General features: G+C 48.2%; 24 protein-coding genes. 15 read left to right on the top strand and 9 right to left on the bottom strand.

The window, feature by feature from the left end; genetic code table 11:
* The first annotated feature begins 356 nt into the window (after nucleotides 1-356).
* From ACFS25_RS28025 to ACFS25_RS28005, 5 genes are all read left to right on the top strand, one after another.
* A complete protein-coding gene (locus ACFS25_RS28025; protein WP_381507941.1) occupies nucleotides 357-950 on the top strand; it encodes an aspartate/glutamate racemase family protein in 594 nt (197 codons plus the stop codon).
* Between the two features lie 514 nt (nucleotides 951-1,464).
* Nucleotides 1,465-2,595 carry an adenylate/guanylate cyclase domain-containing protein gene (locus ACFS25_RS28020; protein ID WP_381507939.1) on the top strand — a complete coding sequence of 377 codons (1,131 nt, stop codon included), beginning with the start codon at nucleotides 1,465-1,467 and terminating at the stop codon, nucleotides 2,593-2,595.
* 159 nt (nucleotides 2,596-2,754) lie between these two features.
* The gene (locus ACFS25_RS28015; protein ID WP_381507937.1) at nucleotides 2,755-3,354 is read left to right on the top strand and encodes a Crp/Fnr family transcriptional regulator; all 600 of its coding nucleotides are present in this window, start codon (nucleotides 2,755-2,757) and stop codon (nucleotides 3,352-3,354) included.
* A 128-nt stretch (nucleotides 3,355-3,482) separates the two neighbouring features.
* A complete protein-coding gene (locus ACFS25_RS28010; RefSeq protein ID WP_381507935.1) occupies nucleotides 3,483-4,550 on the top strand; it encodes a medium chain dehydrogenase/reductase family protein in 1,068 nt (355 codons plus the stop codon).
* Nucleotides 4,551-4,563: 13 nt separating this feature from the next.
* Nucleotides 4,564-5,490 carry a TIGR01777 family oxidoreductase gene (locus tag ACFS25_RS28005; protein ID WP_381507933.1) on the top strand — a complete coding sequence of 309 codons (927 nt, stop codon included), beginning with the start codon at nucleotides 4,564-4,566 and terminating at the stop codon, nucleotides 5,488-5,490.
* Here the strand turns inward: ACFS25_RS28005 and ACFS25_RS28000 are convergent.
* The gene (locus tag ACFS25_RS28000; RefSeq protein WP_381507931.1) at nucleotides 5,487-5,675 is read right to left on the bottom strand and encodes a hypothetical protein; all 189 of its coding nucleotides are present in this window, start codon (nucleotides 5,673-5,675) and stop codon (nucleotides 5,487-5,489) included. The two genes, ACFS25_RS28005 and ACFS25_RS28000, sit on opposite strands and share 4 nt — an antisense overlap.
* A 99-nt stretch (nucleotides 5,676-5,774) precedes the next feature.
* Here ACFS25_RS28000 and ACFS25_RS27995 point away from each other — a divergent pair, with 99 nt between their 5' ends.
* The 9 genes from ACFS25_RS27995 (at nucleotide 5,775) to ACFS25_RS27955 (ending at nucleotide 14,538) form a co-directional block, all read left to right on the top strand.
* The gene (locus ACFS25_RS27995; RefSeq protein ID WP_381507930.1) at nucleotides 5,775-6,116 is read left to right on the top strand and encodes a hypothetical protein; all 342 of its coding nucleotides are present in this window, start codon (nucleotides 5,775-5,777) and stop codon (nucleotides 6,114-6,116) included.
* Between the two features lie 83 nt (nucleotides 6,117-6,199).
* Nucleotides 6,200-7,063 (top strand): SDR family oxidoreductase, encoded by an 864-nt coding sequence (locus tag ACFS25_RS27990; RefSeq protein WP_381507928.1) that lies wholly within the window; start codon nucleotides 6,200-6,202, stop codon nucleotides 7,061-7,063.
* 56 nt (nucleotides 7,064-7,119) lie between these two features.
* The gene (locus tag ACFS25_RS27985) at nucleotides 7,120-8,034 is read left to right on the top strand and encodes a helix-turn-helix domain-containing protein (RefSeq protein WP_381507926.1); all 915 of its coding nucleotides are present in this window, start codon (nucleotides 7,120-7,122) and stop codon (nucleotides 8,032-8,034) included.
* A 394-nt stretch (nucleotides 8,035-8,428) separates the two neighbouring features.
* Nucleotides 8,429-9,619 carry a 4-hydroxybenzoate 3-monooxygenase gene (locus ACFS25_RS27980; RefSeq protein WP_381507924.1) on the top strand — a complete coding sequence of 397 codons (1,191 nt, stop codon included), beginning with the start codon at nucleotides 8,429-8,431 and terminating at the stop codon, nucleotides 9,617-9,619.
* A gap of 146 nt (nucleotides 9,620-9,765) precedes the next feature.
* A complete protein-coding gene (locus tag ACFS25_RS27975) occupies nucleotides 9,766-10,641 on the top strand; it encodes a helix-turn-helix domain-containing protein (protein ID WP_381507922.1) in 876 nt (291 codons plus the stop codon).
* A 435-nt stretch (nucleotides 10,642-11,076) separates the two neighbouring features.
* Nucleotides 11,077-11,595, top strand: a complete 519-nt coding sequence (locus ACFS25_RS27970) for a DinB family protein (RefSeq protein WP_381507920.1) — start codon at nucleotides 11,077-11,079, stop codon at nucleotides 11,593-11,595.
* Nucleotides 11,596-12,177: 582 nt separating this feature from the next.
* Nucleotides 12,178-12,939, top strand: coding sequence for an SDR family NAD(P)-dependent oxidoreductase (locus ACFS25_RS27965; protein ID WP_381507918.1), 762 nt, complete (start codon nucleotides 12,178-12,180; stop codon nucleotides 12,937-12,939).
* 27 nt (nucleotides 12,940-12,966) lie between these two features.
* Complete coding sequence (locus tag ACFS25_RS27960; protein ID WP_381507917.1) at nucleotides 12,967-13,887, top strand: helix-turn-helix domain-containing protein; 921 nt, start codon at nucleotides 12,967-12,969, stop codon at nucleotides 13,885-13,887.
* Between the two features lie 570 nt (nucleotides 13,888-14,457).
* A complete protein-coding gene (locus tag ACFS25_RS27955) occupies nucleotides 14,458-14,538 on the top strand; it encodes a hypothetical protein (protein WP_381508019.1) in 81 nt (26 codons plus the stop codon).
* A 433-nt stretch (nucleotides 14,539-14,971) separates the two neighbouring features.
* Here ACFS25_RS27955 and ACFS25_RS31910 read toward each other — a convergent pair whose 3' ends face one another.
* From ACFS25_RS31910 to ACFS25_RS27920, 8 genes are all read right to left on the bottom strand, one after another.
* Complete coding sequence (locus ACFS25_RS31910) at nucleotides 14,972-15,103, bottom strand: DUF3291 domain-containing protein (protein WP_456243006.1); 132 nt, start codon at nucleotides 15,101-15,103, stop codon at nucleotides 14,972-14,974.
* Nucleotides 15,054-15,422: a DUF3291 domain-containing protein gene (locus ACFS25_RS27950; RefSeq protein ID WP_456243005.1), complete on the bottom strand. Its 369-nt coding sequence runs from the start codon at nucleotides 15,420-15,422 to the stop codon at nucleotides 15,054-15,056. The genes ACFS25_RS31910 and ACFS25_RS27950 overlap by 50 nt, the downstream gene beginning before the upstream one ends.
* Before the next feature lie 18 nt (nucleotides 15,423-15,440).
* Nucleotides 15,441-16,424, bottom strand: a complete 984-nt coding sequence (locus ACFS25_RS27945; RefSeq protein ID WP_381507915.1) for an NmrA family NAD(P)-binding protein — start codon at nucleotides 16,422-16,424, stop codon at nucleotides 15,441-15,443.
* Nucleotides 16,425-16,442: 18 nt separating this feature from the next.
* Nucleotides 16,443-17,228, bottom strand: a complete 786-nt coding sequence (locus tag ACFS25_RS27940; protein ID WP_381507913.1) for an SDR family NAD(P)-dependent oxidoreductase — start codon at nucleotides 17,226-17,228, stop codon at nucleotides 16,443-16,445.
* A 122-nt stretch (nucleotides 17,229-17,350) separates the two neighbouring features.
* A complete protein-coding gene (locus tag ACFS25_RS27935) occupies nucleotides 17,351-17,728 on the bottom strand; it encodes a SnoaL-like domain-containing protein (RefSeq protein ID WP_381507911.1) in 378 nt (125 codons plus the stop codon).
* Nucleotides 17,729-17,758: 30 nt separating this feature from the next.
* On the bottom strand, nucleotides 17,759-18,220 hold the full coding sequence (locus tag ACFS25_RS27930; protein ID WP_381507909.1) for an SRPBCC family protein: 462 nt from the start codon (nucleotides 18,218-18,220) through the stop codon (nucleotides 17,759-17,761).
* 32 nt (nucleotides 18,221-18,252) lie between these two features.
* Nucleotides 18,253-19,116 carry an SDR family NAD(P)-dependent oxidoreductase gene (locus tag ACFS25_RS27925; protein ID WP_381507905.1) on the bottom strand — a complete coding sequence of 288 codons (864 nt, stop codon included), beginning with the start codon at nucleotides 19,114-19,116 and terminating at the stop codon, nucleotides 18,253-18,255.
* Nucleotides 19,117-19,272: 156 nt separating this feature from the next.
* Nucleotides 19,273-19,983 carry an SDR family NAD(P)-dependent oxidoreductase gene (locus tag ACFS25_RS27920; RefSeq protein ID WP_381507903.1) on the bottom strand — a complete coding sequence of 237 codons (711 nt, stop codon included), beginning with the start codon at nucleotides 19,981-19,983 and terminating at the stop codon, nucleotides 19,273-19,275.
* A gap of 145 nt (nucleotides 19,984-20,128) precedes the next feature.
* On the opposite strand from ACFS25_RS27920, the gene ACFS25_RS27915 reads away from it, so the two are divergent.
* Complete coding sequence (locus ACFS25_RS27915; protein WP_381507901.1) at nucleotides 20,129-21,106, top strand: GlxA family transcriptional regulator; 978 nt, start codon at nucleotides 20,129-20,131, stop codon at nucleotides 21,104-21,106.
* The last annotated feature ends 121 nt before the right edge of the window (nucleotides 21,107-21,227 follow it).

The following is a 21,227-nucleotide window of genomic DNA, read 5'->3' as shown; positions in this document are numbered from 1 at the left end:
TCAGTGAGGAGGACGGTAGCCAGGTGGCAACATCCTATACGCGACAGATTACGCTTGAGACTTATTTAAGTTAAAAATCGGGCGATTACACTAGTTCGCTTTTCAGCGAGTTAAAGCCACATCCCGATTCAACGGACAAGGCTTTTCTGTGAAATAATTATTACTGCATACTTTACTGCTCTTAAGATGCCCAATTAATTTTTTGGCTACCAATGGTTCCGCTCCAGTGTACCGTCTGTGGCGACCGTCACTGGGGAGTCTCCAACATTCGTACGATCGGATGGCCACCCCCTAAGCCTCGGACGTTGGCTGCTACTTAAAAACAACTTATGGTTTGACAAACTAATAACTTATTTATGAAGACGTTAGGACTAATTGGTGGGGTCAGCTGGTATGCTACATCCGTTTATTATAAGACGCTTAATCAACGCACAAATCAACGGCTTGGCAGCGCTCATTCGTCTAAACTCCTTCTCTTTTCGGTGGATTTTGACGAATTAAGTTTACTACAAAATGTAGGCGACTGGAATACAGTTGAAAATATGTTATCAGGCATTGCGATACAACTTGAGAATGCGGGAGCAGACTGCATTGTGATGTGTACCAACACCGTTCACCTTGTTGCTGACACTATTCGGCAAAAAATAAAATTTCCGTTGCTGCATAGTGCAGCGGAAACAGCCAAGGAAATCGCTAGCCAAAAAATTAATAAGGTTACGCTTCTTGGAACAAAATTTACAATGGAACATCCTTTCTTTAAAGATCGTCTTTCCCAGTTGGGCATTGAGACAATTATTCCCGACGAAGCGGATAAGGAGTATATTCATGCTTCTATTTCTAACGAGTTGACAAAAGGACTTTTTAAAGACGAAACAAAAAATAAATACATCGACATTATTGATAAATTGAAAAGTTACGGAGCAGAGGGGAGTTGTATTTGGCAGCGCTGAATTTTCACTATTGCTTACTCAAACTGATTGCAGTATGCCAATTTTTGACACGATCGCCATTCATTCCGAGGCAGCGGTTGACTTTGCATTATCCAAATGATGACAGGGCAAGAGCCAACTGTTGCCTGCCGTGAAGAGCGAGTGAAAGGGTTTAGAAAGAGCTGCTGTTTGAGAAGCTGAACCTGTGGAGGATCGTATCAGCGATCATTACGCAAATCGCCCATGTATTTGGCTCAGAGAAGATCTAGACGTGTTTGACTAATTTCAAGACTTAGAAACACGGTCATATGACCGTGTTTCTTGGAATAATTTCTTTACATACTACGGTTGAAGCGCAACGTATTCTACGGATTGAGCCGGGGTGGCCGGTACAGCCGCTGGCCGCTTAGCGGTGCGGGTCCACTTGACACTTATTAATGTCTTGTCATGATTTTATGTGGTGGTTTTCCTAAGTATAGGGCCAGCTATAAAAAATTGTCGTTAGTTTCATGACAAGTCCACAATACTTAACGCTATGCTGTCACTAAAAACCAGAAGAAATGTCGCCCGTGTCATTCCCTTCGGAGTATTGTGGTTTATTTTTAGCCTAATTTATTGCCTGCTGGAGAAAGGTATTCTTGGAGATCTTGACCATTATCCCAAGACGGGCGTTGCGTATAATTTTGTAAGAAACACTGTAACAATCCCGGCTGGGGGTCTGATGATGGGTATGCTGACTGGAGTTCTGGAGATCGGTTATTTCAGTAAGTGGTTTATAAAAAAGAGCTTCACCAGAAAGATCGTATTTAAATCCCTTCTGTATCTGATCATTGTTAGTGCTTTCTTAATCACCTTAGTGTTGATCAATGCGCTAACTATGCCTGAGGAGCATTCTTTCAAAAATCTGTCATCTCCAGCCTGGGCGTTTTTCACTGACTACGTGGCGGTGATAGGTATTATGGTGTACATGGCCTCCATAGTTGTGATCGCACAATTCTATTCTGAAATTAGCGACACTATTGGACCAGGCACATTGCTTAATTTCTTTTTGGGGAAATACCATCATCCCGTAGAAGAAGAAAGGATATTTATGTTCTTAGACATGAAGTCCTCAACGACAATCGCGGAAAATCTCGGCCATGTCAATTACTTCGACCTGTTAAAAGACTATTTCTTCGACCTCTCAGTCGCTGTGATTGATTATGGGGGTACAATCTATCAATATGCTGGGGATGAGATGATCGTCTGCTGGAAACTGAAAGAGGGGTTAAAAAATAATAATAGTATTGAGTGCTTCTTCGCGATGAAACGCGCGCTGGAGAGGCAGGCGGAAAAGTACAGAAGCAAGTTCGGCATTTTACCGGGATTCAAAGCCGGGCTGCATTCTGGTATGGTCACTGCCGGGGAAATCGGATCGCTGAAAAAAGAAATTATCTTCACTGGCGATGTCCTTAATACCTCGGCAAGGATCCAGGGACTTTGCAACCAGTTCGATGCTGAGCTGCTGGTGTCAGAAGACCTGGCTAAACTACTTCAGCTCCCGGCCACCTACGCCATAAAATCGGTTGGCGAGAACCTGCTGAAAGGCCGAAGTAAACCAATGGAGCTATTTGCCATTTCAACCTCAATTACATCAGGTAAATCCTGGAAACCATCGTCGTTGTAGCCGTTGGAAGGCCAATAGGCAAGCTACATTCCCATTGCCGATTAACTAAATGATGTCCAACCCATCAAGAAAGGCAAAATGCATATGCTACTGAGCTTCTTCTAGTTGATCAATTAGTTGAACGACCCATTTTAGGATTTTTCAGTACCAATATACCTTATGAACGATTCGCTCCACCAGGCAGCCCGACAACTGCGGCAGCATATTCACCAGTTTGTGGCGTTGTCGGATGAGGAATGGCATGGCCTGGAGCCACACCTGTCGATCGTCCACCTCAAAAAAAACCAATTCATGGCCACGCAGGGGGTCGTTGCCAGTCAGGTAGGCTTTGTCCTGGAGGGCGTATTCCGGCAGTTTTACACCAAAGACGGCGAAGAACGTACCACGTATTTCTTCTTTGACCAGCAGTTGATAGCGGCTTATATGAGCTGCATCACCGCCCGGCCATCGCCGGTTAGTATCGAAGCCCTCAGTGAGGCTACCTGTCTGGTCTTTCCTTACCCCGTCCTCAAAGCCCTGTTCAGTCAGTATGCGGGCTGGCAGGAATTTGGCCGATTGTTTGCCGAATATGTGATGGTGGCGTTAGAAGAGCGGATGGCGGGACTGTTGATGCTCAGCCCCGAAGAACGCTATCTGGCCCTGCTGGAAGGCGATCAGCGGCATATCCTCCAACGAGTACCCCAGCACTACATAGCCACCTACCTGGGCATTACCCCCGTCAGCATGAGTCGGATCCGTAACCGGATCATACCTAAATAAAGTATGGCCGAACCGGTTACCGGATGATCCGACTACGGGTGAGGCAAGGCCCGACCCGTTCTTATCTTTTGTTATCGTTTTGGCCCAAGGTGGTCCGGTAGCTTTGTTACACACAAACAGACAAAGCGATGCAAACGATAAACCAAGCCAATTCGATCCCATTCTTTAGCCAGGAGGTCGTGCTACCAGCCCCGGTGGAACCCAGTGGATTCCTCATTCAAAGCAACGAACTCAGCAAGCCAGCGACTGGCCAGGTGATTGTCCGAGTGGAAGCCAGTGGCATCTCCTTTGCCGAGCAGGCCATGCGCCGTGACCGTTATCCGGGCCAGCCGGCGTTTCCCTTTGTGCCGGGTTACGATCTGGTCGGCACCGTAGTGGCCATTGGTCCCGACGTTGATGCATCGTTGATGGGCAAACGGGTGGCTGCCCTGACCAAAACCGGGGGCTGGGCCAGCTATTCCCTGTGTTCTGCCAACGAGTTGTTGCTTGTTCCGGCTGGGATTGATCCGGCCGAAGCCGAAGCCCTGGTCGTCAATGGGCTCACGGCCTGGCAGATGTTGCATCGGAAAGCCCACATTCGCGCGGGTCAAACCATCGTCGTGCATGGAGCCAATGGTGGTGTCGGCACAACCTTGGTACAACTGGCCCTGCATGCTGGCGTACGGGTCATCGGACTGGCTTCGCGTCGACATCACGCCACCCTGAAAGAACAGGGCGTTGAGCCCATAGATTATAACGACTCAAACTGGGCCCAGCACATCCGGGAACTGGCGCCTGATGGGGTCGATGCCGTTTTCGACAATGTGGGTGGTGCCGGTATTACGCACTCCTTTCGCTTACTCAAACGGGGTGGCATCCTGGTCAGCTACGCGATTGCCTCGGCAATGCTGAGTAAAAAATCGATGCTACTTAACTTCATCAACCTGATTGCCCATCTAACCTGGTGGAACCTGCTGCCCAATGGTCGCAAGGCTTTGTTCTATGACGTCATGGCGGGTCGGGGTAGTCAGGCGTTTCAAACCCGCTCACAGGACGATTTTGCCCAGATCATGAGCCTGCTGGCCAGTGGTGTGCTTACCCCCCGCATTGCCGCCCGTTTTCCCCTTGACCACATTCGGCAGGCCATGGAACTGGCCGAATCCCGAACGGCATATGGCAAGGTAATCCTCATTCCCAACCATTCCCCGAACGCCTGAACGGCCACATGTCATGAAGAACAACCACCAACAACAAAAGCACCACGTTCTGCTTACCGGCGGCAATGGCCTGGTCGGCAAGTCGTTAACGCAGGCCTTGCTCCGGGAAGGGCACCGGGTTAGCCACCTGAGCCGTACCCCATCCATCATTCCTGACGTCACGACCTACGGCTGGAACGTTGTGGATCAACAGATTGATGCGCGTTGCCTGGACGGGGTCGATACGATCATTCATCTGGCAGGGGCGGACATCGCCGATGAGACCTGGACGCCCGCCCGCAAGCTGGAAATTAGCCGCAGCCGTACCGAATCGATACGGCTCCTCTACCGATTGATGGGCCAGCGGCCTCATGCCGTCAAATCGGTCATCTCGGCCTCGGGTATCGCGTTCTACGGGGACCGATTCGATGAAATCCTGACCGAGCAAAGCCAGCCATCGCTCGATTTTCTGGGTACGGTCTGCCAGGAATGGGAGGCTGCTGTTGGTGAAGGGAAAGCCCTGGGCCTGCGCGTGGTTATATTTCGCACCGGGGTCGTCCTCACTAAAGAGGGTGGGGCGTTGGCATCGTTAGTACCGATGATCCAGTCGGGTTTTGGGGCAACTATCGGCAGCGGTCGCCAGTGGGTTCCCTGGATACATCTGCAGGACGTGGTGGGGCTGTATGGCCTGGCGGTTCGGGACAGTTCATTAGTGGGTGTGGTCAACCAAACCGCTCCGGGTCTGCTCACCAATCGGCAATTTATGGAAGCCCTGGCCCGGCACTTTCACAAACCACTTTGGATGCCTTCCATTCCCGCTTTTATGCTTAAGCTGATGATGGGGGAGCGCAGTGCTTTTATGCTCAATAGCACCAGGGCCGTACCACCAGAACGGCTTTTGCAAGCCTATCACTATACCTATCCTACCCTTGATAAAGCCCTGAGCGCTATTTATGCCTAACCGTTGGACGGCTCAGCTACGTTTGTACCCTTCTTACCCCGTATATGACTCGATTCATTCTCATTCGTATGCTGCTGTTCGTTGCCGTAGCTTGTTGAGCTACGGCGCAGTATTTGCCAACCGACCGCCGTATGGAGAAAGTCACCAGAAGCATCCAGGGCATTCCGGGGAAAAACTATTGGCAAAACAAAGGTGATTAGGCTATTGATGTCTCTTTTGACCCGGTTTCCTGCCGGCTTTCCGGCACGGTAACGATTGACTACGTCAACAATAGCCCCGATACCTTGAAAACGATTGTAGTCAAGCGCTATCCTACCCTATATAAGGGCAGCACGCTGCGGAATACCCCCATCGCCACGGCCGACTTGAGCAGCGGTGTACAAATCAGTGCCCTTCACCTGGATGAGGGGGCCATCGACAGCACAAAGTGGCGGATCAACGGTACTATTATGTATCTGAGCGGTTCCCGCCTATTACCCCGCCAACAAATCCGAATACAAATCACATTTGCTTACTCGCTGAACAAAGGCTCCTACTGGAGACGACAGAGTCTTCATACATATGCTTCAAGAAATGGGCGTTTCAAAAGACGAACAACACAAACACACCATGCACTAAATAGTTAACTTGGCTACAAAAACCACAAATCTGGATACGTCCGTGTATTGGCTAAAGCAGACCTTTGTGTCAACCAAAACAGAGTAATACAATGATTTTAGTAACCGGAGCCACAGGCCAGCTAGGTACCACCGTTATCCACCACCTACTGCAAAAAATACCCCCTAGTCAGATTGCTGCCTTTGTGCGAGATGAAACTAAAGCCGCTAATTTAATTAAACAGGGGGTAACCATACGTATAGGTCATTATGATGACATCAATACTCTTAACCATGCGATGCAAGGTATTAAGACTCTCCTGTTGATTGCGGGTACGGACGAGGAGAACCGAGTGAGCCAACATCAGAATGTTGTGAATACAGCTAAGAAAGCGGATGTTCAACGAATTGCCTACACGAGCCGAGCGCTGAAAGATCCCGCAACGTTGGTTAACCAGTTGATGAAAGGGCACTTCCAGACGGAGGACTATATTAAAGCGAGTGGACTACCCTATATTCTATTTCGGAACATCCTGTATATGGATGCTATTCCCCAGTTTGTAGGGGGTGACGCTGTTTTTGAGCGCGGTATTAACCTGCCAGCTGGGCAAGCGAGAGTTGCTCTGGCGCTACGAAACGAAATGGGTGAAGCCATCGCGAATGCACTGGTTACCAACCATGAAGGCAGCACAACTTATCGCTTAACAGGTAGTGAGTCTTACTCGTTTTATGACATAGCGGCTGCCCTGACTAACCTATCCGGCCAGTCAGTCGTTTATTCACCCTCAGAACCAGCTACGTTTGAAACCCAACTAATAGGACGCGGTTTATCCGCTGTAATGGCCCGGCGTATTACCGGGTTTATTAAGGACATTGCCAATGGACAAGAAGATCTTGTAAGCCCTGATCTGGAAAGGCTACTGGGCCGAAAGCCTACTACACTCCATGAAGGGTTACGATTGCTGTATACCCTGTAATATAAACTCCCTAGCTTTGCGTAGAAGAAAATTAGGGGCCGTAAACCCGTCGAATAATGCCCGCCAAGCTGCTTTACCGGATTGATACGATATCCGCTTACCATCAACTGGCTAATCTTCCCAAGCCATGTCATCCACTCGTTAGTGTGGTCCGGTTTGAGGATATTAAACCAGGAAGAATTGAAAAGCCCCAAAGCCTTGTCAATAACTTCTACTCAATTGCGCTGAAACGAAATTTCAACGGCCGAATGAAATATGGCCAACAGGCGATTGACTTCGATGAAGGGGTGATGCACTTTCTGGCACCCGGTCAAGTGCTTACTATTACGACTGATGAAGTACACGAGCATACCGGTTGGCTGTTAATGATTCATCCCGATTTTCTATGGGGTACCCCTTTGGCCAAAGGGATTCGAGCCTATGACTATTTTGATTACTCCATTCGTGAAGCCTTGTTTTTGTCGGACACGGAGGAATCAATGATCGTTGGCCTCATCCAGCAGATTCAGTTGGAGTATCAGACGCCCATCGACAAGTTCAGTCAGAACATTATCATTGCCCAGCTTGAGGTACTGCTCAACTATTCTGACCGGTTTAACCAGCGGCAGTTTATTACCCGCAAGATTGTCAACCACCAATTTCTTGACCGATTCGAGGCCTTACTAGCGGCTTATTATGAGGGGGATGAATTGATAAAATCGGGCTTGCCAACGGTAGGCTACATGGCCCAACAACTCAATTTGTCCCCTACTTACTTAAGCAGTTTACTAAAAACCCTGACCGGGCAAAACACTCAACAACATATCCATAACAAGCTCATTGGCAAAGCCAAAGAAATGCTATCTACAACTACTTTATCTATTAGTGAAATTGCTTATAGGTTAGGTTTCGAGCATCCCCAATCGTTCAGTAAGTTGTTTAAGACTAAGACCGATTCCTCTCCGGTAATGTTTCGTCATTCATTCAATTAGACTAGCTCTGAAGTTGTTGAATAATCAAGTCATCTATTAGCCAATGTATAGAATCTTCCTAGCCTCTTATAAAATTCAGGATTCTCAAAATACCCTCCTTTTTGAGACAAATCCACCTTTATGTGTTGCAGCCTAAAACGGGCGTTTGGTGAGATAGTAAATCAAAACGTATACAATCCGTTGTAATTAAAGATCAATAAATTAAAGAAACGTCTAATCTTCTGGGTTATCAATCGAGTGAGTATCAAGAGCAAAATGGTAATTGAGCGTTTGTATAACATCCCGGCTAAATCCGTGATTTGTCCAAGTACTACCGTGACTCGTTAATCAATCCACGTTTTTCCTTCAGTGACCTTTGTCAAAAAAATTAAATAGACAATAGGTACTGATAAAGATGAAAGCAGATCAAAAGAATGGGGGTGAAGAGACTACAGTAGTCATTATTGGAGCCGGCGTGTCGGGCCTAACATTGGCGACGTTCTTACAAAAGTCCGGTGTGGCTTGTGTGGTAGTAGAAAGGCGTGATCGAGCTTACATCGAAAGGCGGCAGCGGGCGGGTGTTGTCGATGCGCGGGCGGTACGCATGTTTGAACAATGGGACTTGGCTGACAAACTCCTATTTGGTCCACTCGCCCAGACGATTGATTATCGTCTTAACGGCTCTAGCCATGTTTTTGAGGTCGTTGGAGAAGACGGCAGTCCGAGTCGGTTTTGTACTCAGCAGATGCTTGTGGGCAACCTGATGCGTGAATTTATCGACAAAAGGGCCGGTGATGTGCGTTTTGAGCTTACTGATGTGGCGATCCATAATGAAGAAGGTAAACGTCCACAGGTAACCTACTCAGATGCCAGCGGTTCGCACGAGCTTACCTGCGACTACATTGCCGGGTGCGACGCTGACCGTGGTGTCAGCCGGGCATCGATCCCAGATGGCATCTTGACCAAATATAGCTATGAGTTTGGTTATGCATGGCTGGCCGCGCTAGTTGAAGCACCTCTCACCGGTCATGCAATAATGGGTGTCAGTGATCACGGCTGTGTCGCTCAGCTTCCCCGAGGGCCCCACCGGAGTCGCTATTATTTGCAATGCGCCTTGAGTGATGGTCCCGAAAACTGGCCAGATGAGCGACTTTGGGATGAAATCCGGCTACGGCTTTGTGATGAAACGATTCAGAATGCTACGGTCCTTGATAAATTCTTCGTTCCGCTTCGATCCGTGGTGTATGCCCCCATGCAGTATCGAAAACTGTTTCTTGTCGGTGATGCCGCGCACCTGGTGCCGCCTACCAGTGCCAAGGGAATGAACCTTGCTCTTTACGATGTCGATATTCTGTCTCAGGCAATCCTGAAGGCGGTGCGCGACCAGGATACAACCGCCTTGACGAACTATTCTGAAACAGTCCTACCTCACATCTGGAACTACCAGGATTTTGCGGTCTGGATGACCGACATGATGCATGATGCCGGTGATGCCACCCAGCATGGTACGTTTCGTCAAATGACGGCACGCGCTCGTCTGGCAAATTTATTCAACTCGAAGGCGGCAGCTCAGTTACACAGTGAATATCAGCGAGGGATCAACTAGAAACCCACGAGTAGGCATTGATGCTCTATTGACAAAGATGGACAAACGCGATTTGTCCATCTTTGTATGTTACTTTAGGTGCAATAGACTACTTATTGATCATTGTTGTTTAGCAACAGCCTATTTGTTTGATCAAAATCACATCGATGAACAAGAAAGGAAAAATACCGGTACATCAAATGGATGATTGGTTTGCGGGAGTCTATATGAAGCCGTTTGGTGCAGAGAACTCATCCCCTTTGGCCTACGAAATTTCCCGGCCTCATCGCCATGATTTCTATTACTGTGTGTTGGTGGACAAAGGCAATATAGAACTTGAGGTGGATTTTGAGCATGTTCAGTTAATGGATCAAACCCTTTTTCTTTCTTATCCTGGACAGATTCATCGAATTATATCTGCTCAATTGGAGCGGGGCTGGTTTTTAGCGTTTAATCCCTCCCTATTGGAAGAACCGCTTCAAAACATCTTGGATCAGTGCCTATCGGAAATCATTCTCGTACCGTTAGCGCCTGAGCAATCCATGAGCTTTTTCTCGTTCATTTCTCATGTATACAGCGTTTATACTGATCCGGCACAGCTGTTTCAGCAGACGATACTACAATCGTTGGTAACCGCATTGGTCTATCAGCTTGCATCCACTTACCTATCTACTGAACGGTTCCACTTAATCAGACACCCCGCCCGTAGTATTGAGATCACCAAAACGTTCAAGCAGTTGGTGCGTCGCCAGTTCAAATCCTTGAGAAGACCTTCCGAATTTGCGGCCCAGATGAATATGACGGTAAGCCACCTGAATGATACCGTCCGATCGGTAACAGGTTTCCCGGTTACCTATTCGATTCAACAGGAATTAATGCGGGAAGCTAAGCGATTGTTATATTATTCCGACCTATCCCTAAAAGAAATAGCTGACTCTTTGGGTTTTGACGATGCGACTTACTTCAACCGATTATTTAGCAAAGTAATCGGCGTTTCTCCGGGCACATTCAGAAAACAAGGAGAGAAAACTGTCCATGTCTAGCTTTCACTTTGCTTGTTAACGGCTTCGTTGAACTTCGTCCGCCCTGTTTGTCCACATACATACGAGTGTTTACACGTGCTACAAATCTGTACCAGTCGTTTCGGATTCATTACCTTTATTTTTCATTCTCATAAATCGCTCCCACATGAGACGAGTAAGAATTACTTGTCGATAAATAGGGCGTTTTGCCGCTACGTCTGGTGATAATTTGTAATGCGGTGAATTTCATTAATTGGAATGCAAAAGAGGGGGTACGTCGTCTTTGTACCGGCTGCGTTTGTGGCCTGCAACCGCTTCAACCAGCTAGCATTATAAATAGTGTTGCTGAGGTTGATTATTTACAGTCGACTGGGTTCACTACTGACATACCGCTGTCACTCCCCTGGCTTTTCTTTGTGTGGTTAATCAATCGACAACGTCAATCAATAGCAGGTCATGGAAAACACAGCGCAGCTTAGCCAAACGATGGATCAGATCGTTCTCTCATCCGAGCAACTTCTTGCCCATTGGCAGGGACACCGGGGACTCACCCGCCGGTTGATCGAAGCCTACCCCGACGAACACTTCTTTTCGTATACCCTGGGCGGCATGCGACCTTTCTCGGCGCTGATTGATGAAGTCCTGCAAATGGCCGACCAGAGCATGCAGGGCGTTATTTCGGGCCAGTGGCCTTCCTTTGGCGAGGGTTCGGAGGCACCCCCCAAAGCAACGACGAAGATACAGGTACTGGCCCAGTGGGATCGGGTGACCGAGACGATTAATGCCCATTGGCCGCAGATTCCCCTCGCTCGTTTCCAAGAAGTCGACAAGGCTTTTGGCCTGTATGAAGGCCCTATCTACTGGTTTGTTTTCTACCTGATCGATAATGAAATTCATCACCGGGGTCAGGCTTATGTCTACCTACGCACCCTGGGCGTAGAACCACCAGCTTTCTGGGATCGCCCCCAGGTTTAGTCCGCCGGTAAGCCCCCAAGGGGTAAGCCGTTTTACAAAAGCCTTTGCCACTATAAAGATTGGCAAAGGCTTTTATGTAGTGTAGTTTTGCCGAATCGTACGGCAGCGGCCGACCGTAAAATCCGTCACTTGATTTCAAACTCCAAAATTTGTCAGAAAAGACAATTGTATTTTTTGGAGATTATAAGATAATAACCATTATACATAGTTTCGCGATTATTTTTCATTTTATTGAGCTCATTATACAACGATTTGAAAAAGTACAACGCTTAATCATCTACTGCAAATCAACCAGACGTTGTACTTTAACGGGGTAAATAGCCATCGTCCTTTTCTTTATGTAGGCTGTAGCTCTTACGCGGCTAATAGTTCGACTGACATGGTTCATAAGCGTACGACATTTGGCCACTTACGGATAAGCGGTAAGCATAGTAATAATTCAAGTTGCGTGACAATAGGCCCTGCCAGCCAATGAGGTATTTTTGACGTGTATATTTTAAAGGAGATCTCCGTTCCCAAATAGCCTACGAAAATCCGCAGTTAGCTTATAAATAATAAGTGGGGGTACTTGACCTTTGTGTTATGGAAAATCAACACAAACGTATTGCCCTAATCACCGGGGCCAACCAGGGAGTAGGACTTCAGGTAGCAAAAGAATTGGTGGCAAATGGAATTACTGTACTGCTCGGCTCACGTGATTTCGGACGTGGTGAAACAGCGGCTAAAGAAATTGGGACTGGTGCAATCCCCATCCAGATCGATGTAACGAACCAGGCTTCGATCCAAGCTGCGGCAGAACGAATTGAAAAGGAGTTTGGCCGTCTTGATCTGCTTGTCAATAATGCAGCTATCTCTAATACCCGCAAAGGCGATCTATCGCTTCTGGAATACGCCAAGATCAGTAATGCAAGCACGGTCTCCCTTGATGAAATTCGTGACGTCTGGGAAACTAACGTATTCGGCCCGCTAGCCGTTTACCAGGCTATGTTGCCCTTACTGCGCGAATCATCAGATGCTCGTATAGTCAACGTATCGAGTGGTGTTGGCTCTCTAACTGCTAATGCTGATCCTAATTATCCTTACCATAAATTTTTCAGTCCTGTTTATCCCGCGTCCAAGACAGCGCTCAATGCCATCACGCTGGCTATCATGGTTGAATTGGAAGCGACCAACATCAAGGTCAATTTGGTGTCTCCTGAGTTTACCAGCACAAACCTTAATGGCTATGAGGGCACGCAATCTGTTGAAGATGGTTCTCGCGAAGTGGTGCGCATTGCCCTACTTGGCCCGGACGGACCGAGCGGTACATTTACCCGTTGGGAAAATACAGTTATACCGTGGTGACCTAATGGCTATCTTAGCATTAAAAAAATGAAAAAAGAAACAGAGGCTCCCTATAAATTTGAATCGCTGTCTGAATTTCAGCGGGTGCTGGGCTTACCTAAGCCTGTGCACCCGCTGATAAGCTTGGTCTATAACACCGACGGCAAACTCACTTCGCCTGATATAACCTGCAAACAATTCACGCTGTCCTTTTACAAAATATCCTATAAACCCAACCTGAAAGGTAAATTTAAATACGGGCAGCATTATTATGATTTTGACGAGGGAGGCCTGTTTTTCCTGGCGCCGAACCAACTCACTGGAACGAGTGAACAAAACCTGGACTTTAGCGGCTTCACCCTGTTCGTTCATCCCGATCTGCTACTGAACTATCCTTTGGCAAAAAAGATCAGGCAATATGATTTTTTTTCCTATTCGGCGAATGAGGTGCTACATTTATCCGACCAGGAAAAGGTAACTATCCTTGCTATCGCAAAACTTATTGACGTAGAATTGAATAGCAGGATTGATGCACTTAGCCAAGACGTTATTATTTCACAGATCGAATTGCTGCTAACTTATGCCGACCGCTTTTATAAACGCCAGTTCCTGACCCGCAAAGCGGTTAACCATGATCTGCTACAAAAGCTGGAAGATATACTGGATGAATATTTCAATACTGATGTGTCCTTTAATCAAGGCATTCCGAGCGTACAGTTGCTGGCAGATCGGCTTCATCTCTCTCCCCACTATTTAAGCGATATGCTTAGGTCCCTGACTGGCTTAAATGCGCAGCAGCATATCCACCTGAAGCTAATTGACAAAGCAAAAGAAAAATTATCCACCACTAACTTATCCATCAGCGAAGTAGCCTATCAATTGGGTTTTGAACATCCCCAATCCTTCAGTACTTTGTTTAAAACAAAGACCAAACAATCACCCTTGAAGTTTAGGCAGTCTTTCAACTAATGTAAAAGCAAGATTTATTTACAATTATCTGATTATCAGAACACTTATCAGTATGATACGTTCATCATGGAACATTTTGTACGAATGTTGACCACCCCCCTAAATCGGTCAAGTGACAGATTTTACGGTCGGCCGCTGCCGTACGAAACGGCAAACACCCCCTACGTATCGTGCTGGCGACTGTCCATCCCGTGATACCTGTTCTTCCAGAATTAGCTATCTTTATTACTTGATGCGTGTAAAGGTCTGGGCTGACTCGGCTTCCCAGGTTTTGCCATCATTAGAAAAAACTCCCTCAATCCAACTAAAAGAGGATTTCATGAAACCCTCCCAGCTTGATACGAAGAAATATCCATATTTCTATTGCATTAATAGGGCATTTATTGAGAAGCATTTTCGGCTCTTCTATCAGAAAATAGCTTAGACCTAGTTGAATATAGCACATGTCTAATTCATGTAAGTTTATAATGATGCACCCACTGTCGGAGGGCTATCTATCCACAACGAACCTCTTGGCTCGTTCCAGCACTTCATCTTGACGAATCCCCTCGACTGTGGACCCAGTCCCCTTTGGCTCTACTCGACACAACGACTGGGTTTGGACTCGTGGGGGATGTGCTGGGCCGCATCGAACATGGCATTGTCGGCTAGTTATCCTGCTCTGTTTATGTTAACCGTTTACCGAACCGTCAAAGCAAAATACGCCCATGAACCATTGGCTACCGAAGGGGCACGGCTGTTTGGGGGCGGTGGAACCAAAAGGGATACCCCCTACTGTATACTACCTCCTCTCCTATGAGCTTTACGTGGTCAAATGGAAGTGGATATAAAATGTAACTTACATTAACTGATTTGTATAAACTAGTTCATTTGTGAACGATCACAAAAAGGGCAGTTATCATTATCAATTGAACGAGCCGTCATAAATGGCCAAAACCGTTCATTTAAACCTCCGAATAATTTAAGGCCATGACCTCACCAAAATGCCGGTATTATGAATTTAACGTAGTTGCAAAGTAAGGTGTACACTACGCAAACGTGAAGTTAAAAAAACGAACAGCCGCAAGGATTACGAATAGAGGTGCTACTGGCCAGGTGGGGCATATGTCTTTTTGAAATCAAAAGCCAGTTCGTTCGCTCCATTTTCCTGGAGATACGCTAGTTTATTAACCGCTTCCTGCACAGTGGGCAGATGCCCGGCGGGCACCCACCACATGGCCAGATACACCTTGCCGAACCGGTGAAACCGCTCGTTTCGACGTTTCAAAAATCAGTATGAAACGTTTTGTACGTAAAGGTTTCAAGGCTTTCCAGGTTCTCCCAGACAGCCCGTTTGATGATGACCTGCTCATCATCAAACGGGCTGACGTGGCATTGTTCGATTCGTCTTTGAGCCGCCACACAAAACCCGCGCTGTTTTCAGCCAGGGCATTCACCCGGTCCAGATTGTCGGCAAACTCGTTTATAACGGGGTCGTCTATTGTTACTCCCTTCATTTTGGCAATGTTGATCTCGGCCACGTGGTAATGCATCATGTCAGTTACAGAGCAGTCTTAGGAAATAGACAGATAAATCCGCAGAAAAGCACCCTGAATTTTCTGGAGCAACGATGCTGACGGAGTCTCAATATACGCAGGCGCAAATTTTTGGCGGGCAAATTTATCCAGCGTCGTTGGTGTTGTGTTATGCGGGGTACGTGGCTCGCCATGAACGCTGGCGGAATCAATACGCTCGTTTGTCTCGGCAAGCAACTGCGCCACATTGGCCGATATGATTCCCGTGTTTTTCAGACCGTTGATCATAACGACTTTCGGAATCTTCAGGTAGCGCAAAGAAGGCCTACCAATAGAAGTCCCCAGGATGGTGGTCACTTCGTTCATCGTATAGTCACGTGGCCCCTGGAGATAATGGATGGTCTTCCCGGAAAAATCTAATTGCTTCAGGTACGCTGCCGCTACCATCCAGATGTCCCGGCTATCGATACAGGGAAAGGCAAAGTCCGGGTCGATGGAAAGGCCGTTGATACCGGCCATTTTTATAAGACCGATACTGTAGATAAAATTGTCCATGAACCACACGGCGCGCAGATGCACCACGTTGAGGTCGGGTAGGCTATTAAGCAGGGTCTCCATCAGATAACAGCCGTAAATGGTGCCTTTCTTGTCGGATAGTTCAGCTCCCCAACTGCTCAGAAACACCACATGGGTAAGACCAGCCACTCGGATTGCTTCCACAATATGCTCGTTGTTATGACGCTGTTCTTCATGCAGATCGGGCGTCATCGTATCGCCGGGCGTCAGCACAAAGGCGGCTTTGGCACCCGCAAATACGCGATTCATAAACGCCTGATCGAGCAGAGAGCCTTTCCATAGTTCGGCTCCCTGCTCGGCCAGATCCTTCAGCGTATGGGTATGCCGGGCTACCGCCCGTATGCCGATATTGGCTCTTAGAAGCTGATGGGCCACAACAGTACCCACCCGGCCAGATGCACTCAGAACAACAATCGGTCGTTCGGCAGATTTCAGGTCGTCGTTCATGCTCAGGTTCGTTGCTGGTCAGCGTTTTGCCCAGAAGGGTGCCCCTTTTAACATATCTGATTCAGTCGCTATACCTTCGCTTGACACCACAAACACGTTACCTTCCTGCACAGCTGGCCATTGTTTGGCAACTGACACAACAGCGTCGGCAACGTCTTCTTTCGTCTGTGCCTGGGTCATTCCGGCCACGAAATCGTCTTCCGAAACGCCCAGGAAGGCGGCATATTTAGGCACCACAACATCGCCAACGCCGGTGTTCTTCATGAGTCGCCAGGGGGCCAACGTCAGGAAGCGCAGACCAAGCCCCAGTCGATTCGAGGCTAGCTGGGCGTAGTTGGCCAGAAACATCTGCATCCGCTTGGAACCCGCATATCCGCCCGAAATGGGTGACCCACCGATGGCTGCCCCACTGGATAGGAACACAATTAGGGTGCCGGCTTTGGCTGGCCTGGTGAGGGCATACTGTGTAAGCATATACGACGCTTTCACATCGGTATTCCAGTTCGTGCTGAAGGTTTCCCAATCCAGTTCAACGACCGGTTGTGAAGGTGGCATTGCCCCACCCGCCAGGATCACCAGATCGGGGGCCTCCCGAAAAACGGTTTCGATCGTAGCGGCATCCGTCATATCGGCCTGTAGCGTGCGTGCGTTGGGCCATTTGCTGACAAGTTCAGCAAGCGATTCGGGATTTCTCGCGACCACAAGTACCTCAGCACCTTCCAATTGAAGGGCTTCGACAATGGCCAGACCGGTGCCCCGGCTACCGCCAATAACGACTGCTTTTTTGCCGTTTAGATTTTTCATAAACAGGATGCGTGGTTCACTCCCCACGTGGTTAATTTTGATTTGATTTGATTTCGCTATGGAACCCCCATTGATCAATGATGCGAATTCTTTTCGTGAGGGATGTTCACTACCGCATTTTTCTAATAGAAGAATTGTTCGACGACGATCTGACCGTCTTTCACTTCGTATACCATGAGTTCCTCAATCTTTATCCGGCCAAACCCTTCTACGGTAATATCAAAGCTCCTGCCTACTGCAAAATGATTGCCACCTAGAATGGGATGGGTAGTGTAAGCACCATGAAACTCCTGCACCTTTTTAACCCAGTTTTCTCCCTTTTTGCGAACGGCGAGTTTACCTTCCGCATTCTTAAAATAGGGGGAATTTGGGGGTTCGATGCTTCTCACAGCATCGTCAAAAAGCTCGTCGAGAATGTCAAACCACTTTTCTTGCTGGGCGAGCTCGTCAAATCGGGCTACCACCTCCTCGGTTGTCAGGGCTGTTTTGTTTGGGATCATTTTGGTTTGATGTTAGATTGATTTCTTCTATTACAATTCAGCTTTGGGCGATGACTTACCAGGTTGCCCTTTCCCTGCGGTGAACAACTTGTACAGGCTGCCATCAATGAAGTACGTCCAGCCTCTTGTGCAGGAGTTGTAGCATGCTACGTCGGGCACCAGTCCCACATGCGTGAACTGAATCTGTGTTTTGTTTCCTATCGCAGTGATGTCGAAATGGATGGTTGTACCCGTCCATTCCTGTTTATCCTGGAAACCGGTCAGGTTACTGTCCGTAACCAGCCATTCAATTTTTCGGCCCCCAATAAGCGCCACTACCTTTTGCGTCGAGAGGTGGATGCCGGGAAAGTCGACGGTGAATTCATCATTCACGTTTTGTGAAGTCCCTTCCAGATTCTCGCTCCACCACCACTCAACGTTGTTGATCGTATTGAATACCTCTTCCGGGCTTTGGTCCACCACTAGCGATGTGGTGTAATCGGATGTTATCATCGTTGTTTTTCGGGGAGTAAAAAGTGGAACGTTCAGTTCAGGAAACTCTCCATGCCAAATGCCGTCATGAACTGGTCGTATTCCTTTTTCACAGAATCGTTTGCACGTTCAGTAAAGCGGCCAGCAACGGGGTCAACAACCGTCCGCAAGGGTCGTTGACCAGCGGGGGTGTCAATCAAGCGAATGATCGCATCGGCAACCAGTTGCGGGTCTGGCTTCAGGGTGGTAAACAACTGGGCCACACCGGCCCCCATCTGCCCGGGAACCTGGGCCAGATCGCCATAGCCGGCAATGACGGTGGCGTCTGAACCGGTGACTATTTTGCCGAAAATCTCCGTTGGAAAAGGGCCGGGCTGTACCATGACCACATCTACCCCTAAAGGTCTCACTTCATAATACAAGCCTTCAGTCAGTCCTTCAACGGCAAATTTGGCACTGTTGTACACCGTTTGAAACGGAACAGAGAAGCGGCCCGCCACACTTGACATATTGATAATTAATCCTTCTTTCTGCTGGCGCATGTGGGGTAAAACGGCCCTGATCAGGCGCCATGGGCCTTTCACATCCACGTCCAGTACGCTGTCGAGATCATCGTCCGTGAACGTTTCCGTGATACCGGTCGCGTAAAGTCCGGCATTATTGATCAGCACATCGATACGGCCTTCCTTGCCAAGGATGGTAGCTACCGCATCAGTCACCGACGAGCTACTGGTCACGTCGACATCCAGCACGATTATCCCCGCCTGCTGCACCAGCGCCTGTGCCCGATTGGCATTTCGGCCGCTTACGTCGCGCATAGTCGCGTAGACACGATGCCCTGAAGCCGCACAACTGTTGGCCGTTAGCCAGCCAAAACCACTATTGGTACCGGTGATTAAAATAACTTTTTTGTTCATGTTTTTTTGACTGGTAAATGATGTAGTTGTTCCCGGGTTACCAGGCCTCTGTTCATTAAGTAAGGGTATTACTTAGTCTGCAATGGCTCCCAGACTCATGTTTACCACGGTGCCCATCATAGCGCTTACGTTGTCAGACGCCATGTATACGGCTACTCAGGCCATCTCCTGAAGCGAAGGCAAGCGCTTTCGATGCGTCCGCTCGGCAACCAACTGCTGAAATTGCTCGCGGGTAATATCATACGCCCTAGCGTGAAGGCCGAAGACTTCTTTTATCGTGTCGCTATCCGACATTCCGTGTGTCCGAATGCCAAGCACGCGATCACCTTTTGGTCCCAGTTCGACGGATAGATCACGGATCAGCGCTTCTTGGGCGGCCATCGCTACGGCTACTCCGCCCATGAGGGGATTGGCAATCCGGGAGGGCGTTGACGTAACGGTCATGATCACCCCCGAGCCTTTCGCGGCTATTAGCCGTCCGGCCAGTCTTGCGGTGATAAAATTGGCTTGAACGTGTGTCTGGATGGGTGCCATAAACTGATCGAGCGAGAGCCAGGTCGGTGAGTAGAGTACCCTGTAAGGTGGTGTTACGAAGCCCAATCGCATTAAATGAAATGTCAAGTCTACCCGCTCGCTCGATATCCGATTCAGGTGCACCTCGACGGCTCTTTCGTCCAGCTCATCGACCTGGGCGGCTTCGGCAGAGCCCCCGGCGGCATTAATTTCCCCGGCCAATTTGCCCACCCCTGTCCGTGAATGACCGGTCAGGAAAAGCGTCGCTCTCTCCCGGGCGAAGGTCATGGCGACAGTACTACCCACCGCACCGCTAGCCCCGTAGATAACAGTTACTTTGTTTGTTAACAACATCGTTTTTAGTTGGGTTACTGAATCCTAGTCACTAAGAACGAAGCAAAAGTAGTGTCTTGATGTCGGCGTGTCAGGGTGTAAACTAGACATTCTTCCGGGTTGATTTGGACAAAAAATAGCCGTAGTTTTGACCAAAAAACGGGCCATGAAACACGTTACTATACTTGTCCCCAAAGGCAACGCCAACCTCAGCAGCATAACTGGTTCGCATGAAATTCTGACCAGCGCGAACGCGTACTGGCGAAAGCAGGGCAACAAACCTATGCTGGAGATTACCCTGGCCAGCACCGTGTCTGAACTGAAGCTGGATGCCGGGTTTGTTACGGTGCATCCAATCCATATCCAGGAGATAGCCAAAACGGACCTGCTTATTATTCCATCGGCGCCCTACTCGGCGCAATTGATCAGAGAGAACGAAGCAATGATCGGCTGGATCAGGGAACAGTATCTGGGTGGGGCCGAAATTGCGAGTATGTGCACCGGGGCTTTTTTGCTGGCGGCTACCGGCTTGATAAACGGCAGACTGTGTTCGACGCACTGGAGCGCGGAAGCCAGTTTCAGGCAGATGTTCCCCAAAATCAACCTGCAGGCCGATAAACTCATTACAGCCGAGAAAGGAATCTATACGAATGGAGGGGCTTACTCTTTTTTGAACCTGATCCTGTTTTTAGTCGAAAAATATTTTGATCGACAGACCGCTATTTACTGTTCAAAAATATTTCAGATCGATATGGAGCGCAGCTCGCAATCGCCTTTCTTTATTTTCCAGACTCAGAAAAATCATGGCGATTCCCTAATCGAGCAGGCGCAGACATACATCGAAGAACATCTAAGCGGAAAGATCTCATTTGAGGAATTAGCGGCTGAACTGGCCATCAGCCGACGCAATTTTGACCGGCGTTTTATCAAAGCCACGGGCAACACACCGGTCGAATATTTGCAGCGGGTAAAAATCGAAGTAGCTAAAAAGTCATTGGAGAAAGGTCGAAAATCAATTTTCGAAGTAATGGACGAAGTTGGCTATTCCGACGACAAAGCGTTCAGGGAGGTATTCAGAAAGATAACCAGCTTATCGCCATTGGCGTATAAAGCGAGATACAATAAAGAATCGGCTTCGGTGTAATATAAAACTCCCGTATGCCACGGATTGTAGTGACAGTTATTGTAAATAATTTATGTGACTAGATTTACAATTATTTATACATTTGTTTATGCATACCTCCCATGGTTTGGTCAGTACCCGG

It is taken from the genome of Spirosoma flavum (assembly GCF_042686045.1).
In the GTDB taxonomy this organism is placed as follows: Bacteria; Bacteroidota; Bacteroidia; order Cytophagales; family Spirosomataceae; genus Spirosoma; species Spirosoma flavum.
The sequence above is the reverse complement of the archived record's forward strand: the minus strand, read 5'-3'. Positions and strand labels throughout refer to the sequence as shown.

Bases quoted from the DNA above. Each gene is read 5' to 3' on its own strand.
- ACFS25_RS27975 (WP_381507922.1), top strand. From the start codon at position 9,766: ATGAACAAGAAAGGAAAAATACCGGTACATCAAATGGATGATTGGTTT.
- ACFS25_RS27960 (WP_381507917.1), top strand. From the start codon at position 12,967: ATGAAAAAAGAAACAGAGGCTCCCTATAAATTTGAATCGCTGTCTGAA.
- ACFS25_RS27985 (WP_381507926.1), top strand. From the start codon at position 7,120: ATGCCCGCCAAGCTGCTTTACCGGATTGATACGATATCCGCTTACCAT.
- ACFS25_RS27945 (WP_381507915.1), bottom strand. From the start codon at position 16,424: ATGAACGACGACCTGAAATCTGCCGAACGACCGATTGTTGTTCTGAGT.
- ACFS25_RS27970 (WP_381507920.1), top strand. From the start codon at position 11,077: ATGGAAAACACAGCGCAGCTTAGCCAAACGATGGATCAGATCGTTCTC.
- ACFS25_RS27915 (WP_381507901.1), top strand. From the start codon at position 20,129: ATGAAACACGTTACTATACTTGTCCCCAAAGGCAACGCCAACCTCAGC.
- ACFS25_RS28020 (WP_381507939.1), top strand. From the start codon at position 1,465: ATGCTGTCACTAAAAACCAGAAGAAATGTCGCCCGTGTCATTCCCTTC.
- ACFS25_RS27935 (WP_381507911.1), bottom strand. From the start codon at position 17,728: ATGATCCCAAACAAAACAGCCCTGACAACCGAGGAGGTGGTAGCCCGA.
- ACFS25_RS27920 (WP_381507903.1), bottom strand. From the start codon at position 19,983: ATGTTGTTAACAAACAAAGTAACTGTTATCTACGGGGCTAGCGGTGCG.
- ACFS25_RS28015 (WP_381507937.1), top strand. From the start codon at position 2,755: ATGAACGATTCGCTCCACCAGGCAGCCCGACAACTGCGGCAGCATATT.
- ACFS25_RS27925 (WP_381507905.1), bottom strand. From the start codon at position 19,116: ATGAACAAAAAAGTTATTTTAATCACCGGTACCAATAGTGGTTTTGGC.
- ACFS25_RS28005 (WP_381507933.1), top strand. From the start codon at position 4,564: ATGAAGAACAACCACCAACAACAAAAGCACCACGTTCTGCTTACCGGC.
- ACFS25_RS27950 (WP_456243005.1), bottom strand. From the start codon at position 15,422: ATGATGCATTACCACGTGGCCGAGATCAACATTGCCAAAATGAAGGGA.
- ACFS25_RS27980 (WP_381507924.1), top strand. From the start codon at position 8,429: ATGAAAGCAGATCAAAAGAATGGGGGTGAAGAGACTACAGTAGTCATT.
- ACFS25_RS28025 (WP_381507941.1), top strand. From the start codon at position 357: ATGAAGACGTTAGGACTAATTGGTGGGGTCAGCTGGTATGCTACATCC.
- ACFS25_RS27990 (WP_381507928.1), top strand. From the start codon at position 6,200: ATGATTTTAGTAACCGGAGCCACAGGCCAGCTAGGTACCACCGTTATC.
- ACFS25_RS31910 (WP_456243006.1), bottom strand. From the start codon at position 15,103: ATGTGGTGGGTGCCCGCCGGGCATCTGCCCACTGTGCAGGAAGCGGTT.
- ACFS25_RS27940 (WP_381507913.1), bottom strand. From the start codon at position 17,228: ATGAAAAATCTAAACGGCAAAAAAGCAGTCGTTATTGGCGGTAGCCGG.
- ACFS25_RS27965 (WP_381507918.1), top strand. From the start codon at position 12,178: ATGGAAAATCAACACAAACGTATTGCCCTAATCACCGGGGCCAACCAG.
- ACFS25_RS28010 (WP_381507935.1), top strand. From the start codon at position 3,483: ATGCAAACGATAAACCAAGCCAATTCGATCCCATTCTTTAGCCAGGAG.
- ACFS25_RS27930 (WP_381507909.1), bottom strand. From the start codon at position 18,220: ATGATAACATCCGATTACACCACATCGCTAGTGGTGGACCAAAGCCCG.